The sequence below is a fragment of the Paraflavitalea soli genome (genome assembly GCF_003555545.1).
Taxonomy (GTDB): Bacteria; Bacteroidota; Bacteroidia; order Chitinophagales; family Chitinophagaceae; genus Paraflavitalea; species Paraflavitalea soli.
This window is the reverse complement of record NZ_CP032157.1, coordinates 6,785,139-6,801,485: the sequence shown is the minus strand read 5'-3', so window position 1 is coordinate 6,801,485 and position 16,347 is coordinate 6,785,139. Positions and strand designations below refer to the sequence as shown.

The 16,347-nt window shown below is 47.0% G+C and carries 12 protein-coding genes; 7 read left to right on the top strand and 5 right to left on the bottom strand.

Annotated elements, in window-relative coordinates:
* Positions 1–153 precede the first annotated feature (153 nt).
* The 7 genes from D3H65_RS26160 (at position 154) to D3H65_RS26130 (ending at position 8,869) form a co-directional block, all read left to right on the top strand.
* On the top strand, positions 154–1,179 hold the full coding sequence (locus D3H65_RS26160; RefSeq protein WP_119053129.1) for a rod shape-determining protein: 1,026 nt from the start codon (positions 154–156) through the stop codon (positions 1,177–1,179).
* Positions 1,180–1,276: 97 nt separating this feature from the next.
* Positions 1,277–2,128 carry a rod shape-determining protein MreC gene (gene mreC / locus D3H65_RS26155; RefSeq protein WP_119053128.1) on the top strand — a complete coding sequence of 284 codons (852 nt, stop codon included), beginning with the start codon at positions 1,277–1,279 and terminating at the stop codon, positions 2,126–2,128.
* The gene (locus D3H65_RS26150; RefSeq protein ID WP_119053127.1) at positions 2,121–2,654 is read left to right on the top strand and encodes a rod shape-determining protein MreD; all 534 of its coding nucleotides are present in this window, start codon (positions 2,121–2,123) and stop codon (positions 2,652–2,654) included. The genes mreC and D3H65_RS26150 overlap by 8 nt, the downstream gene beginning before the upstream one ends.
* Before the next feature lie 17 nt (positions 2,655–2,671).
* Entirely contained in the window at positions 2,672–4,741 is a 2,070-nt protein-coding gene (mrdA, locus tag D3H65_RS26145; RefSeq protein WP_119053126.1) for a penicillin-binding protein 2, read from the top strand.
* Between the two features lie 7 nt (positions 4,742–4,748).
* Positions 4,749–6,086: a rod shape-determining protein RodA gene (rodA, locus tag D3H65_RS26140; protein ID WP_119053125.1), complete on the top strand. Its 1,338-nt coding sequence runs from the start codon at positions 4,749–4,751 to the stop codon at positions 6,084–6,086.
* A gap of 9 nt (positions 6,087–6,095) precedes the next feature.
* A complete protein-coding gene (gene mrdA / locus D3H65_RS26135; protein WP_119053124.1) occupies positions 6,096–8,093 on the top strand; it encodes a penicillin-binding protein 2 in 1,998 nt (665 codons plus the stop codon).
* Between the two features lie 38 nt (positions 8,094–8,131).
* Positions 8,132–8,869, top strand: a complete 738-nt coding sequence (locus tag D3H65_RS26130) for an MBL fold metallo-hydrolase (protein WP_119053123.1) — start codon at positions 8,132–8,134, stop codon at positions 8,867–8,869.
* Positions 8,870–9,195: 326 nt separating this feature from the next.
* On the opposite strand, the gene porN is transcribed toward D3H65_RS26130, so the two are convergent.
* The 5 genes from porN to D3H65_RS26105 all read right to left on the bottom strand — a co-directional run bounded on the left by porN (position 9,196) and on the right by D3H65_RS26105 (position 16,334).
* Positions 9,196–10,239, bottom strand: coding sequence for a type IX secretion system ring subunit PorN/GldN (porN, locus tag D3H65_RS26125; RefSeq protein WP_119053122.1), 1,044 nt, complete (start codon positions 10,237–10,239; stop codon positions 9,196–9,198).
* Between the two features lie 23 nt (positions 10,240–10,262).
* Positions 10,263–11,846 carry a type IX secretion system motor protein PorM/GldM gene (gene porM / locus D3H65_RS26120; RefSeq protein WP_119053121.1) on the bottom strand — a complete coding sequence of 528 codons (1,584 nt, stop codon included), beginning with the start codon at positions 11,844–11,846 and terminating at the stop codon, positions 10,263–10,265.
* A 79-nt stretch (positions 11,847–11,925) separates the two neighbouring features.
* The gene (gene porL, locus D3H65_RS26115; RefSeq protein WP_119053120.1) at positions 11,926–12,696 is read right to left on the bottom strand and encodes a type IX secretion system motor protein PorL/GldL; all 771 of its coding nucleotides are present in this window, start codon (positions 12,694–12,696) and stop codon (positions 11,926–11,928) included.
* 143 nt (positions 12,697–12,839) lie between these two features.
* Positions 12,840–14,114, bottom strand: coding sequence for a T9SS ring complex lipoprotein PorK/GldK (porK, locus tag D3H65_RS26110; protein WP_119054663.1), 1,275 nt, complete (start codon positions 14,112–14,114; stop codon positions 12,840–12,842).
* A gap of 153 nt (positions 14,115–14,267) precedes the next feature.
* Positions 14,268–16,334 (bottom strand): thioredoxin domain-containing protein, encoded by a 2,067-nt coding sequence (locus tag D3H65_RS26105; protein WP_119053119.1) that lies wholly within the window; start codon positions 16,332–16,334, stop codon positions 14,268–14,270.
* Positions 16,335–16,347 lie beyond the last annotated feature (13 nt).

Sequence of the window (16,347 nt, the reverse complement as noted above, 5' to 3'; positions counted from 1 at the left end):
ACATCTCGACCGAAGTAGTAGCTAATGTACCGCAGCAGAATTCACACTTGTTGAAAAAATACTGTTCTGGTAAGGGTTTCACTTTGTTAATTCGGATTATTTGCATCAATTTTGCAGGCATTATATTCATATCCAAAAATCTGACCTTTTAAAATGGGCTTATTCAATTTTTTCACCCAGGAGATTGCCATAGACCTGGGTACTGCCAATACCCTCATTATCCATAACGATGAAGTAGTAGTGAATGAACCAAGCATCGTTGCCCTGGATCGAAATAACCCCAAAACCGTACTGGCTGTAGGTAAGCGTGCCTTAATGATGCACGAGAAGACGCATGAAAGTATCCGCACGGTTCGCCCATTGAAGGATGGTGTAATTGCCGATTTTAATGCCGCAGAGCTCATGATACGGGAGATGATCAAAATGATCTATCCCAAAAAACCTTTGTTCCCACCCAGCTGGAGAATGATGATCTGCATCCCTTCCAGCATTACTGAAGTAGAAAAACGTGCTGTTCGTGACAGTGCGGAACAGGCTGGCGCCAAAGAAGTATACCTCTTACACGAGCCGATGGCAGCGGCACTGGGTATCGGCATCGACGTAGAAGAACCCGTTGGTAACATGATCATCGATATCGGCGGTGGTACCACCGGTATTACCGTAATAGCCCTGGCAGGTATCGTTTGTGACCAAAGTATCCGTATCGCCGGTGATGAATTCACCGCCGACATTATGGAAGCTTTGCGCCGCTACCATAGCCTCCTCATCGGAGAACGTACTGCCGAGCAGATCAAGATCAACATCGGAGCTGCGATGAAAGACCTGGACAACCCACCCGATGATATTCCTGTTAACGGACGTGACCTCGTAACCGGTATCCCCAAACAGATCATGGTCAGCTACCAGGAAATTGCCGAAGCACTGGATAAAAGCATCTTTAAGATCGAAGAAGCCATCCTGAAAGCGCTGGAAATGACACCGCCCGAGCTCGCAGCCGACATCTATCGCCGCGGCCTGTATCTTACCGGTGGCGGCGCCTTACTGCGTGGACTGGATAAAAGGCTCAGTCAAAAGATCAAGTTACCCGTACATGTGGCCGATGACCCCCTGAAGAGTGTTGTACGCGGTACAGGATTGGCTTTAAAGAACTATGAGCATTATCCCTTCGTGATGCGCTAACAGGTTGAAAAGTTGACAGGTTTACAGGTATGGCCTGTTCTTTGCCCGTTTCCAGCTTATTAACCTTTCAACTGATCAACTTAAAACTATACCGCAGGTGCGTAATATTTTTCTCTTCATCAGAAGGTACTTTAACTTCCTGTTCTTCATGGTGATGCAACTGGTGGCATTGTATATCCTGTTTCACTACAATCGCTTCCACGAAGCAGCCTTTATGGGTGTAGCCAACGAGGTAACAGGCCGTATCAATGAAAAGTACAACAACATTGAGTACTATTTTAAACTCAAAAAGACCAACGAAGCCCTGGTAAAGGAAAATGAACAACTCCGCAACCAACTGCGTGAGAACTTCGAAGCTCCCGATACTACCCTCCGCACAGTTCAGGACACCATTGCTTATGACACCCTGGGCCATTACCGGAAATACTTCTTCCGGGCAGCCAAAGTGATCAATAACTCCGTCAACTTCCAGAACAACTATTTCACCATCCACCGCGGAGAAAAACAAGGCATCCGGAAAGATATGGGCGTAATCAGCCCCTCAGGAGTCGCCGGCACCGTCATTTTCACCAGCGAAAATATGGCCGTGGTCATGAGTCTCCTGCACAGCCAAAGCCGCCAGAGCGCCAAACTCAAGAAAAGCGGTGAAACAGGCCAGGTCCTTTGGGATGGGAAAAACCCTGCCTACCTCACCATGATCAACCTGCCCAAAAGCATGCAGGTTACCAAAGGTGATACCATCGTCACCAGCCAGTATTCCAGCCGCTTCCCCCAAGGCGTGATGATCGGCACCGTAGCAGAAATAGTGGATGACAAATCAAGCAATTTCTATACACTCAGGTTGAAAACAGCCACCGATTTCTATAACTTAGAGCATACCGTGGTCGTTGAAAACCTGCAAAAAGACGAACAGAAAAAGCTGGAGGAGAAAATAAAAACCAATGAGTGATCTTGTTAAGAATATAATCCGCTTTGTTTTATTCATATTCATACAGGTGTATGTGCTGTTTCAGATACCACCTATACACCGCTTTGTAGTTCCTTACATCTACTTCCTGTACATCCTATGGCTGCCATTCAGGATCTCCCGCGGCACTTTGACCCTGGTAGGATTTCTGTTTGGTCTCAGCCTCGACTTTTTTACCAGTACACCCGGCCTGCATGCCGCAGCCTGTGTATTGATCGCTTACCTGCGCCCCTTTCTCATCAACATCCTCATTCCGCAGGAAGGCGCCGAACAAAACTATAAATCCCCCTCTATCACCAGCATGGGACTAGCTCCCTATGCTACCTATATCCTTATTTTAACGTTGCTGCACAACACCTGGCTTGTAATTTTGGAATGGATCCAGTTTGGCTCCTTTTGGTATTTCCTGGGCAAAGTATTGGCAACAACCGGGGTCAGTTTATTGTTAATACTGGTCACCGAATTGCTCTTTTACCGTAAAGAAAAGTTCAGGACCAATACCGCTTAAAAAGTCCCTGCTATCCTATGGCTCTATTTAACCAATCGCGCAGTAATATTATCCGGCTCATTTTCCTGGGTTTATTCCTCATTATGCTCGTGCAGTTATTAAACCTGCAGATATTCTCCGGAAAATACCAGCAGCTGGCCATGGACAATGCCGTTTTCCCCAAAGTAAGATACCCCGACCGCGGTATCATCTTCGACCGGAAGAACAGGGCCATCCTCAACAATACCATCATGTACGACCTGGTGGTTACACCCAACGAATCGAAGCAAACAGATACCCTCAACCTCTGCGAGATCCTCGGTATCGATACCGCCGAATACAAGAAACGCATGCTGGAGGCCCGCTTTAAGAACGGTCCTTACCGCCCTTCTATCTTCGAAGATCTCCTTACACCCGAGTTGCATGCCCGCCTGGATGAGAACATTTGGAAATTCCCGGGCTTTGCCCTGGTGGAACGCCCTGTACGCGTATATCCCTTCAATGCAGCCGCCCATATCCTGGGTTATATTGGTGAAGCCGACTCTGGCATCATCAAAAGATCACGTGGCTTTTACAGGATGGGCGACTATGTAGGCCGCAGCGGCCTGGAATCCTATTACGAATCCGTGCTCATGGGTCAGCGCGGGGTACAATACATGATCAAGGACAACCGCAACCGCCTCGTAGGCAGTTATGAGAACGGAAAGTTCGATACAGCAGCCATTGCGGGCCGTAACCTGCGCACGTCCATTGATATGGACCTGCAGCAACTGGCCGAAAAACTGATCAATAATAAAGTAGGCGCAGTGGTAGCCCTCGACCCCAAAACAGGCGGTATCCTCGCCATGGCTTCCGGTCCTACTTATGATCCCAACAGCCTTACCGGCCCTAATAAACAAACGAATTACAGTCAACTGATACTCGACGTAGCAGGCCCTTTGCTCAACCGTGCTATCCAGGGCAACTATGAGCCCGGCTCTACTTTCAAACCATTGGGCGCCCTTGTAGCATTGGATGAAGGCGTGATCACACCGTCCTATGGTTACCCCTGCCCCGGCAGGTATTTTGGTTGCGGACACGGTAAGCCTGCCTGCACCCACAAGAATCCGGGCCATGCCGCCAACCTCCGGTTGGCCATCGCCAATTCCTGCAATTCTTATTTCGTACAGGTATACAGGATGGCAGTCGACAATCCCGAATACAAAGGCGTAAAGAAGGGATATGAAAAATGGAGGGATTATTTAAATGCCTTTGGCCTCGGTCAGCGTACCGGCGTAGATCTTACCAGCGAACTACCGGGCCTCATACCAGATACCAGCCGGTACAACGCCGTATACCGCGGTTCCTGGAACTCCTGCACCAACCTTACCCTGGGTATTGGCCAGGATATGATGAATGCTACGCCTTTACAAATGGCCAATGCCATGTGCATCATTGCCAATAAGGGTTCCTATTATACACCGCATTTTGTACGGCAGATAGACGGCCAGACAGCCACCGATACCATACTGAATAAGTTCAAATTGAAACATGAAGTATTGACCAAAATATCCGACGATGCTTATGAAGCTGTACATGCCGGTATGCAACAGGTAATTGACGGTACTTCTTCCAGGGCCAAAATACCCGGCATCAACATTTGTGGTAAAACAGGTACAGCAGAGAAATACCGTATCATTCAGGGCAAACGGATCAAACTGGAAGACAATTCCGTGTTTGTATGTTTTGCCCCCAGAGAAGATCCTAAAATAGCACTGGCGGTAGTAGTAGAGAACAGCGGCTTTGGTAACACCTGGGCTGCTCCTATTGCAGGTTTGATGATGGAGAAATATTTAAAAGATTCACTTCCTGCCGAACGCCTCAAGGAAGTAGACAGGATTGCCCATTCCAGCCTGATGCCTTCCTATATTCCTTACCTCCAGTACATCGAGGATTCTGCCCGGGCAGCTAATTGGTTAGAACGATACAAGGACAGTTCGGCCATTAAGAAGTTCCAGAAAACCCGTACACGGCCTCCTTTCCCCCGGTCAAGGGAAAAAGCCATCAAAACCTCAGTCGGTTTTGTAATACCCGACCCCCGATTATTTATTAAAAACACTACCGTATAAAATTGGTATGAGCCAACGAAATCCTGCTATATCCAAAGGTGTTGACTGGGTCCTGATCTGGCTTTACCTCGCTTTGGTAGCCATCGGCCTCTTAAGTATCTTCTCTGTTACCTGGCGCGAAGGCGATAGCGTGGTGCAAAGCTTTATCGGGTTTAAAACAGACTACAGTAAACAATTTTATTTTTTCATAGGATCCCTTACCCTGGGACTCTTCATACTATTAACAGACAGTAAATTCTTTACGGCCACCGCCAACATCTGGTATGCCGTAGGTATTTTTCTGCTCTTATTGGTATTCCCTTTTCATACCGAAGTAAAAGGTACCAACTCCATCATCCGGCTGGGCGGGTTTAACCTGCAGCCAGCCGAACTGATGAAAGTGTTCGTGAACCTGGCACTGGCCAAGTACCTCTCCCGGGTGGAAACCGACTTCTCTACCCCACGCTCCCACCTCATCGCCTCAGCCATTATCCTGGCGCCAGCGGCTATCACCATCGCCCAAAAAGAAACCGGATTGGCCCTCGTGTTCTTCGCTTTCTTCCTGGTCATGTTCCGGGAAGGTTTTCCTGCTGGCTACCTCATAGCAGGTTTTTCTATTGGTGTGCTGGTAGTAGCTACCCTGCTGGTAGATAAGATCATCCTGGCATTGGTACTTTCCGCCATTGGATTGGTGATGATCTACCTGATGCGCAAACAGATCAAACGCCAAAGAAGACTCCTCCTGTCTGTGATCATGATATGGGGGCTAAGTATAATAACCATTGTATTCGTAGTACCTTTCTTGTTTACCAAAGTATTGGAGAAGCACCAGGTAGAACGTATCTTCTCCCTTATCGGTAAAGAGAATCCCTATGCCAAGCTCAATACCGTGGAAGGCGAAGAACCTGTCAGCACCGCCAAAAAAGATACGGATTATAATGTGCGGCAAAGTAAAATTGCCATTGGCAGCGGTGGCTTCAAAGGGAAAGGTCTTTTGAAAGGAACACAAACCCGCTTTGATTTTGTACCAGAGCAACGTACTGACTTTATCTTCTGTACCATTGGTGAAGGCTTTGGTTTCCTGGGCTGCACCCTGGTACTGGGCATTTATCTGTTTCTCCTGTTACGGATCGTGAATATCGCCGAGCGACAGCGAAGCGTTTTCAGCCGGTGTTACGCTTATGGCGTGGCCTCCGTGTTTTTCTTCCACATAGCCATCAATATTTGTATGACTGTTGGTTTGGCGCCCGTTATTGGTATCCCATTGCCATTTATAAGTTACGGAGGTACCTCCCTGCTTACTTTTTCAACAATGTTGTTTATTCTGATCCGCCTCGATGCCGATAGGCAAATGGTATTGAGATAAAAAGTTCACATGGCCCTCTTCAACCAATCCCGTAGTGGAATTATCAGGCTTATATTCCTGGGTATATTCCTCCTTATCCTCCTGCAGCTGTTGAATCTACAGGTATTCTCCGGCAAATACCAGCAATTGGCCATGGACAATGCCGTTTTCCCCAAAGTAAGATACCCCGACCGCGGTATCATCTTCGACCGTAAGAACAGGGCCATCCTCAACAATACCATCATGTACGACCTGGTGGTTACCCCCAGCGAAGCAAAACAAACCGATATCATCAGTTTTGCCGAAGTGCTGGGTATTGATACAGCCGAATACAAAAAGAGAATGCTGGAAGCCCGTTTTAAAAATGGTCCCTACCGCCCTTCTATTTTTGAAGACCTGCTTACACCCGAATTGCACGCCCGGCTCGAAGAAGATATCTGGAAGTTCCCGGGCTTTGCCCTGGTAGAGCGTCCTGTTCGCGTATATCCTTTCAATACAGCCGCCCATATCCTCGGTTATATTGGAGAAGCAGACTCAGGCATCATCAAACGCTCCCATGGATTTTACAGGATGGGCGACTATACCGGCATTAGCGGACTTGAATCTTACTATGAATCCGTGCTCATGGGCCAGCGCGGCGTACAATACATGATCAAAGACAACAAGAACCGGCTGGTAGGGAATTATGAAGAGGGACGGTTCGATACAGCCGCCATAGCAGGACGCAATGTCCGCACTTATCTCGACGTGGAACTGCAGCAGCTGGCAGAAAAACTGATCAATAATAAATTGGGCGCCATCGTGGCACTGGATCCTAAAACAGGCGGCATCCTGGCCATGGCTTCCGGTCCCACTTATAACCCCAATGACCTGACCGGTCCTGAAAAACAAAAGAATTATGGCCATATGGCCCTCGATGTAGCCCGCCCGCTGTTCAACCGGGGCATCAAAGGCCAATACCCAGCCGGCTCAACCTATAAGCCATTGGGAGCGCTTGTAGCGCTGGAAGAAGGACTCATCACTCCCTCGAGTGGTTACGATTGCCACGGTGCTTATTTCGGTTGTAACAGGCCGGTAAAATGTATGGAGAAATGGGCCGGCCATGCCACCAACCTGCGCCAGGCCATTGCCTGGTCCTGCAACTCCTTCTTTTCCGAGACACTCAAAAAGACCATCGACAACCCGGAGTTTCACAATCCCCGCAAGGGACTCACCAAATGGAAAGAATACATGACCGCCTTTGGCCTGGGCCACCGCATTGGTGTGGACCTGCCCAGTGAAGATGGTGGCAATATACCCGATACCAGTCAGTACGATAAGGAATACCGCGGTTCCTGGAACTCCTGCACCATGACGGGCGGTGGCCTGGGCATCGGCCAGGATAAAATGACAGTCACCCCTCTGCAAATGGCCAATGCCATGTGTATCGTAGCCAATAAAGGATACTACTATGTTCCTCACTTTGTAAAGTCGCTGGATGGTGAATCACAAAAGGATACCGCTTTGTTAAATAAGTATCGTATCAAACATGATGTGCTCACGCATATTGCCGACGACGTCTTTGAAGTAGTGATCAGTGGCATGCAGGATGTAGTGGATCAGGGTACCGCCCGGGTAGCAAAAATTCCAGGTATTAATATCTGCGCCAAGACAGGCACCGCACAAAATAAAATGGTGCTGGATGGAAGGGTCGTTGAATTGAAAGATAATTCCATGTTCGTTTGTTTTGCACCCCGCGAAAACCCCATCATCGCCATAGCAGTTGTGATAGAGAATGGAGGCACGGGCGCCACTTCAGCAGCCCCCATCGCTTCACTGATGGTAGAAAAATACATTACGGATACTTTACGCACGGAACGACTGAAGGAAGTAGACCGCATCACCCATACCAACCTCCTGCCCTTTTACCTGCCCAGGTTGCAGTACAAGGAAGATTCTATACGCGCCCGGAAATGGTTCAAAATGACCAATGACAGCAACTACATCCGCAAATATCTCAATGGCAGGATAAATCCAGCTGGTCGATAAATGATGCGCCAATAAAAAAATACCTGCAAATTTGCAGGATGAAAATCATTCCACTTAGCGAAGGCACTTTCACGATCGATAAAACAAAGCTGTTCGTTCCTTTTGATCTTTCTACAGATGAGCTGCAGCAAAGGCCCACAGGCAGTTTGCTGGTAGAAGTACAGCCCTTTGTGGTCATTACATCAGAAGATGTGCTGCTGCTCGATACAGGACTGGGATTTACTACTCCCGAAGGCAGATTGCAGCTCCATGAGAACCTTATCAACAATGGCATTAACCCTGCCGAGATCACCAAAGTATTAATGTCGCATCTTCATAAGGACCATGCCGGTGGCGTGAGCAATCCCGATCTGGCTTCCGGCCTGCTCAGCTTTCCACAAGCTACCTGGTACGTTCAGCGGAAAGAATTTGATTTCGCCTTCGAGAAAGGCTTTCCTTCCTATATACCCGAAGAACTCGAAGCCTTGCGCAATGCACCACAGGTAGTCTGGCTGGATGGCAATGGTGTTATCGATGGATACATCAAATACGAAATAACAGCCGCTCATAGCCCCTGGCACCAGGTATTCTGGATCGTAGATGGCGGTGAAAAAGTGTTTTTCGGGGGCGATGATGCACCCCAGCTACAGCAAATGCGCAGCCGGTTTGTAGCCAAATATGATTATGATGGAAAGAAGTGCATGGAGCTACGCCAGCAATGGTGGAAACAGGGAGAAGATGAAAAATGGACATTCCTTTTTTACCATGATGTAAAGAATCCTGTATGGCGTTTTTAAGCTGTTAAACCAGCAAATGGAGATAGTGAATTCCGCAATTAGTACTCGTAAAAACCACAATGACATATGATAAATGGATATAATAAAAAAAGGGGCCCGGATAGAAATCCAGCCCCGTTTTTAAAATCCAATATCCTATGAAAAACCATTGTAAAAATAGTGAATCAAACCCACAAAACAATACCTAGTAGTGGGTATTTTTTAAAAAAATATTACCCCCTTTTGACCATGATTGTCCTCATTTTTAAAGGGTTACGTAGTTCCTGTAATAAAAAAGAAAAGGCACCGTAAAACTACGGTGCCTTTTTAAAACATTATAATTAAGCTTAATAAGACCAGAGATCCTGCTCATAATTAAAGATCCTCTCCCTGATGTTTTCGCCTTCTAGCAAAGCCAGGATCGGGTCTTTAATGTATGATTTAATGTACTCGTCATTCGGATTACTGATTGTCGATTTGATAATCCGGCTGGCAAACATACGGCTCTCAAACAATTCCTCCCAGCTCATGCGGGCGCCAAAGTTCTTGCCATTGTACACTTCGTGTTTGGCAAATATGGGCCGCAGATCAGGATAATATACCCAGAAAACAGGCGATACATCACGGAATGATCCGTCATCGTTCATAATTGTTTTCAGCGGTGCTATGCCTAAGATCCGTACGTGCATCCTGGAGGATTCCTTATCGAATACCCAGTCTTCCTTGATCCAGTACCTTTCCACTTTATCGGGATTGAACTCCTCGATGATGGTAGTATCCCGCATGATGCCTTTGGAACCATCCGGATCCTGATTGAGGTCAGGAACAGAAATGATCCTTGGTTTGGCCACCAACTGCTCAGATATCTGAGTGTAGGTCATGGGAGTAGTGAACCGGTCATCTTCGGTAGAGAAGGCAGTGATGCTGTCGTTTTTAATAGCGCCCAGCAAAATATTAATGAACCGTTGGTTACCCTGGTCGCCATCTGCTTTGTAAACAAATGGAAGGTTCATTTTTTCGTGTACGTCAATTTCTCTCCATACACGCTGCAGATATGCCGCATCATCTTCGCGAATGTGCTCATAGGAAAGAGGAATCCGGTCTTTTACCAGGTTTCGCTCTATGGCATTGTCATTGCGCAATGACCGCTTGATCGCAGGGATCTTGATCTCCGCTGCGGGAGGAGCCGGCTTCACAGTATCAACAGGAGGAGGAGCAATAGCTGCAGTGTTGGCAGCATTGTTATTCCTGCTAGCGTTACCCTTGGGCTTGGTAGTAGGAGGCCGCTTTTTTGCTGGTCTGTTAGGCTTTTTGGCTTGCGCATCGGCTTCAACAGTAGCGAATGCCATCACTGTGAGCAACAAACACAATTTGATAATACGGTTCTTCATTATCCCTGTGGTTTAAAATGTTATTATTTAAGCGTGAACTGCAGACCTGGGATTTCCTGTTGTCTTCCGTCAGGACCAACCACGTTGATCTGGTCAAAGAATACACGTGTACCAGGACCGGCACGGGAGATCAGTGCTTCTGCACCACCAGCCCAGCGATTGCCGGTATTTACTTTTTCATCATAGATCTGGATAGGACCGCCTACTGCACCTACACGGTAGCTAACTACTTTGTAAGGAGCTTCGAAGTCAGAATCCAGTTTGGCGATCACAGCACCGATAGCTTTAAGCTCTGCAGAGGAGATATTTCCACCCTTTTTAGCACCTACAAAAGCTGTAGGAGGGGGCAGGAACTTCACCCGCATAGGGAACTTAAAGGGCTTACCATTAGCATTAACGGTTATTTCAGCCATGCCGGGTGCCTTAGGCTTGATGCTGTAGTTATCGCCACCCGACTTAACCACAGGAACACCACCAGAGAAGCTAACAGATACTTTTTCGCTACCTACACTACCACCAGAAATCGTAAGCGGGTTTTCAACTCCCACATACAGTACGTTCATCTTTTGGAGGAACACAGAGGCTCCTGAAGGCATACCTACTGTATATTTTACGTTCTTGGGAACTTTCTCTTTGGTTCCATCAGGCTTAGTGTATTCAATCATTACACTGATCACTTTCTCTCCGGCGCCACTGGCTTGTGTTTTATACACAGCTACACCTTCAGAGTTCAGTGTTTGTTTCTGGCCATTGATCGTAATATCAGGTTGTGCAGCGGCACTAAAGGCGCCCACACCAGCCGTGATCTCAATATTATCGCCAGGCATTACATAGTTGGCGTTAGCTGTGGCGATAGCCTGGAACTTGTCAAATACAACCTTAACGGCACCTATTTGGTTATGCAGGTAATCAATCATTTGGGACTCAGAATTTTTTACATCATTCTGAAACTTACCCAGGATTGTTAATGCTGCCACCGTAGGCGTCATGTGGAAATAGTTGGTTGTCCAGCCTTTCGCATCCTGAGGATATTCTTTTCCGGTCTGGCTCTTGGGTATATACGTGTTAATAGGAATGGACTTTTTGAAAGTCTCCACATCCTTTTTAACCTGTTCGTAAACAAGAGGCTGATCTTTGAACTCTTCAGGATTGAGTACAGCAATCACCTGCGTTTTATAAGCATTTAAGCGGTCATAGAGCTCTTTACCCTTTCCTTCATTGTCCATCAATTTGGTAGGTGCATCGAGGTTATCTTCGCTATAGTGCTCAACACCATCTTTGATCTCTAGCTTGGATTTTTTCTTCATATCCAGCTTTAGATTTTCGATGTAGTTAAACAGATCGGCAGATATTTTCTTTACCTGTTCGGCCTTTGGAGCCCAAATCGCAGCTTTCGCTTTGGTTTGCTCATCAGCGAGCTTGGCTTCAAATGACTTATAGGTAAGATTATTCTTATCGGTAATTACCGCATTAGAAGTGGCAATACTGGTATTAACGACTTTAAAGGCATTGAGGATCTCTGATGATACGTTAAGTGCCAGCAGGGCTGTCAGCACTAAGTACATCATGTTAATCATCTTCTGCCGGGGCTCTTTGGGTAAACCCATAGATTTAGGTTTTTCAGTTTAAACAATTCTTTTTAGGAGCTTCTATGTTTCATGGATACAGGATAATAAAATCCCCTGATTAGCGACCTTGCATAGCGCTGAGCATATTGCCGTACACTGTGTTCAGGCTGCTTAAGTTGCCTGCCAGTTTAGCAATTTGTTCATGTGCTTTCTTAGCATCATCTACGCTGCCTTTCATGGTCTGAGAAGCCTCAGCCAGGTTGCTGTAGAAGGTGTTCATCGCTTTCAGGTGATTGTTGGTATCCTGCAATTCCAGTTCATAAATAGCATTTAATGAACCTAAATTCTTGGTTAATACCTGTACCTGCTCATGGAATTGTTTAGTACTGTCTGCAGCATGGTTAAAATGCGTGATCGTAGCGGTAGCGCCCTGATAAGCATTTTTCATGGTTTCCAGTGCAGCAGAAGCTTCCTTGGTCTTAGCTGAATAATCGCTGGTAGCTTTTACGGCATCAGATACATCGGCGATCTTGTCAACAGAAGTACCTAATTTCTTAAAGCCATCGCTCAATTTGCTCAGGTTAGCCGGAGTAATATCGGCTTCCTGCAGCATTTTATCCATCTTATCCAGCGCTGGGTTTCCTGCAGAAGATGCGCCGCCAGCCAGTTTGGGTAATGCCTCTGCAATTGCATGCATTTCAGAACCGGGAGGTGGTAATATCGCATACACCACGAAGATAACAGCTTCAGTTATGAGGCCGGCTGTCAGGAAGAAGTCAGCAAGCGCCTGGTGCGTAATTTTTTGCCAGGCACCAAAGATTACAATAGCAGCGCCCATACAAACTACTACATTCACCACTCTTTCGGTTGATTTAGAAACTCCAGCCATAATTTTAATTGTTTAAATGGTTAGAAAACGGATTTTATAGGGTTAAATTAGTGAAAACAATACTATATAGTCTTGATCTCAGCGCATAGCGCTGCCATCAATAAACGGGTTAAGCAGCCAGTAAAGTACTCGTAAGCAGATTTTTATTTTCTCTGCATAGGAGGTAAGTCAATTACACAACGGAAACCAATGTAAGACTTAGCAGTGTCCATGTATTCGTAGTTACGGGTGCTGGTTTGCAGGAAATATCCCACATCTTTCCAGCTACCGCCACGAATTACTTTGCGTTTCATACGGGGAGGATCAGCATCATTCGCATTAAAACGAATGTCCGGGTTCATATCGTGTTGGAAGTTGTAAGCACCTTCATAATACATGGAGGAAGTCCACTCGGCTACGTTACCCGCCATGCAATACAACCCGAAGTCGTTGGGCCAGTAGGCATCGGCACGTACGGTATAAAATCCGCCATCTTCAGGGTAATTACCGCGGCCGGGTTTAAAGTTGGCCAGCAGACAACCCTTCTTATTTCTCAGGTAATAGTTACCCCAGGGGAACATTGATTGTGAACGACCACCGCGGGCAGCATATTCCCACTCTGCTTCAGTAGGCAGGCGGAAATCTGACTCGGAAGGCTTCTTTTTACTTTCGTTGAAAGAATTGAGGTATTGCGTTCTCCACTCGCAGAAGGCAGTAGCCTGCTTCCAGCTTACACCTACTACCGGATAATTACCGAAGGCAGGGTGTGAGAAATAACGCTTGGTCATGGGTTCATTGTAAGAATAGCTGAAATCACGTATCCAGATCAGTGTATCAGGATAGATCTTTTCATCTTTCTTGATTATGAATTTGGAGCGGGGAACATTGGCATTCTCCCTTTTAGAGGCTTCTTTCAGATCAAAGATCTCAGAGTGGTAGATCAGCTTCGAAGGATCGATATCTTTCTTACCAAATATCCTGTTCTCAGGAGTCAGGATCATCTGGTCCATCTTTTCGATGGTAGCTTTGTCATTCCACTTGATGGTTTTGGCTTTCTTCCAGTCAATTACAAATACACCATCCACCTCTTTACCATACTGTAATCGCACAGCGGCTGTAGAGTCACGTACCCATTGTACAAACTGGCGGTATTCGTTGTTGGTAATTTCGGTAGCATCCATCCAGAAGCCATTGATGGAAATCTGTTTGTTCCTTGCAGTGTAAGCATAGTTTACGTCTTCATCGCTGGGGCCCATGTGGAAAGTTCCCGGTGGGATGTACACCATGCCCGGAGGCTTGGTCAAATTGTACTTGGCTGACGGAGACACACCATGAAGCTGGCCATCATTCGGCAAACCTTTGGAAGACTTCCCCAGCCCACATCCAGTAGCAATGGAAAACATTGCCGCGATGGCTGTAAAGGCGGATAGGTTTTTCATTTTCATCATATTAAAGGGTATTGGGCAAAAATAATGTTTTACCGACTTCATCACAAGTTTAGAATTTATTTTTTAAAACTGCAATACAGAACTCCAGCATAGGAATAAACGATGCTTGAAACCAGATTATTGTATCCTTAAAAAGATTAAGTTTTACACATTTCCCATCAATTGAACCAATGCATCTACTTCATTTACAGGGAGTTGGCATGCATAGTTGCGGCACAGATAAATCGCTGTACCGGACGAATAAGGCTTTTGGCCCAACATGGGAAAATCCTGGTTGGAGGGTTCAGAGGGAGCGGATTGAAGTACGTGGATAGGTATGAATCGTCGTAAAACATCCTCGCGAAGCATTGCAAAATTCCCGCCAATAATCGCTATCTCCGGGATGGTATAAGTAAGCCCCTGGATCAGGGTGGCCCATACACCAAAAGAACCGGGATACCTGCTAACCGTTTGCTGTAGTAACGCGCATATCTGCACACTTCGCTCACGCCAACCGGGTACATCAAAAATAATACCCAGGCAATAGAGGTTCATGGCCATCACTGCATTGCCCGAAGGCACAGCCCCATCATACACTTCCTTTTTACGTACGATAATATCGGCCTGTCCGGTTGGTGTAAAGTAGAAAAAACCTGTATCAGGCTCACTAAAGTTGTCAAGAACATAGGTTGTAAGCGTTTTAGCCCTGTACAGATACCCCACATCACCCGTCACCTCCTGTAGCTGCAACAATGCCTGGATCAGGTAGGAATAGTCGTCCAGAAAGGCTGGGTACTTAGCTACCCCGTCTTTGTAGGTATGGTGAAAAGCCCCGTCCGGCAGCTGAAAACGCCCCAGTAGAAAATCCATATTCCGGATCGCCACCTGCCTGTAGTGGTCCTCACCCAGCGCTCCCGCAGCTTTGCAATAGGCATGGTTCATCAGTGCATTCCAGCCCAGCAGTTGCTTGTCATCCAACAGTGGCCGGATCCGCCTGTTCCGGTGCTGCATCAATACCCCCCGGCATTTGTCCATCCGCTGCCACAAGTCCTTCAGGGTAAGGTGATGTTGCGCCGCAAACTCCTCCGGAGGCATTTTGATATTCAGGATATTCTTATGCTCCCAGTTTCCCCCCTCCCGCACATCATAAAAAGCGCAAAACAAGGCGGCTTCCTCGCCCAGGATCGCATCAATGGCCTGCTTATCCCACACGTAATACCTGCCCTCCTCCCCTTCACTGTCGGCATCGAGTGCCGAATAAAACCCATATTCAGGCGAAAGCATTTCCCTTTCCGTAAAAGAAAGTGTTTGCCGGATAGCCCTTTCATACAAAGGATTGTGGGTAAGCTGGAAGGCTTCGCTTAAAACGATCACCAGCAAAGCATTGTCATACAACATCTTTTCAAAGTGAGGTACCAGCCAGGCTATATCAGTAGCATAGCGGGCAAAACCACCGCCCAGCTGATCGTAAATACCTCCCAGGATCATTTTATCGAGGCTAAGACAGGCCTGCTTTAAGGCGTCTTCCTTTTTCGTGTAGTAATAATGATGGAGCAGGAACTGGATCGTAAAGGTTTGCGGAAACTTAGGCGCCCTGCCAAAGCCTCCTTCCTCCTGGTCGGCCGTCTTCATGATATTGGTGTACATCAGTGCCGCTTTTTCCCGGGTGAAAGTGGTGTCCGGATCTATATTCAGCGTAGTTATCTTCTCAAGACCAAATTCATTGGAACGCAGGAGGTGCTGGGTGAGGTTTTCAGCCTGGTCCTCGATAGCCTGCCTTTTTTCACGGAAAGCATTGTTTACCCCGGTAAGCACATCCTTCCAGGAAGGGCGGTTGACAACCGGCCGGGGAGGGAAATACGTGCCTCCGTAAAAAGGTTTGCCGGAAGGCGTAAGGAAGGCATTTAAAGGCCAGCCACCGCTGCCTGTCATCGTTTGCACAGCATCCATGTAAATATGATCCAGGTCGGGGCGTTCTTCCCGGTCGATCTTGATATTGATGAAGTGCTCGTTCATGAACGAAGCCGTGGCCTCGTCTTCAAAGCTCTCTTTCTCCATCACATGGCACCAATGACAGGCCGCATAGCCAATACTGACCAGGATGGGCTTATTTTCGGTCCTGGCCCTGTTCAGGGCTTCTTCCCCCCAGGGATACCAATCCACCGGATTATGGGCATGCTGCAATAAATAAGGGCTGCTTTCTTTACTTAACCTGTTGGTGAACTTACTCATGGTACGCGGTTGA

Bases quoted from the DNA above. Each gene is read 5' to 3' on its own strand.
- mrdA (WP_119053124.1), top strand. From the start codon at position 6,096: ATGGCCCTCTTCAACCAATCCCGTAGTGGAATTATCAGGCTTATATTC.
- porM (WP_119053121.1), bottom strand. From the start codon at position 11,846: ATGGGTTTACCCAAAGAGCCCCGGCAGAAGATGATTAACATGATGTAC.
- porL (WP_119053120.1), bottom strand. From the start codon at position 12,696: ATGGCTGGAGTTTCTAAATCAACCGAAAGAGTGGTGAATGTAGTAGTT.
- D3H65_RS26130 (WP_119053123.1), top strand. From the start codon at position 8,132: ATGAAAATCATTCCACTTAGCGAAGGCACTTTCACGATCGATAAAACA.
- porK (WP_119054663.1), bottom strand. From the start codon at position 14,114: ATGAAAAACCTATCCGCCTTTACAGCCATCGCGGCAATGTTTTCCATT.
- D3H65_RS26160 (WP_119053129.1), top strand. From the start codon at position 154: ATGGGCTTATTCAATTTTTTCACCCAGGAGATTGCCATAGACCTGGGT.
- D3H65_RS26105 (WP_119053119.1), bottom strand. From the start codon at position 16,334: ATGAGTAAGTTCACCAACAGGTTAAGTAAAGAAAGCAGCCCTTATTTA.
- rodA (WP_119053125.1), top strand. From the start codon at position 4,749: ATGAGCCAACGAAATCCTGCTATATCCAAAGGTGTTGACTGGGTCCTG.
- D3H65_RS26150 (WP_119053127.1), top strand. From the start codon at position 2,121: ATGAGTGATCTTGTTAAGAATATAATCCGCTTTGTTTTATTCATATTC.
- mrdA (WP_119053126.1), top strand. From the start codon at position 2,672: ATGGCTCTATTTAACCAATCGCGCAGTAATATTATCCGGCTCATTTTC.
- porN (WP_119053122.1), bottom strand. From the start codon at position 10,239: ATGAAGAACCGTATTATCAAATTGTGTTTGTTGCTCACAGTGATGGCA.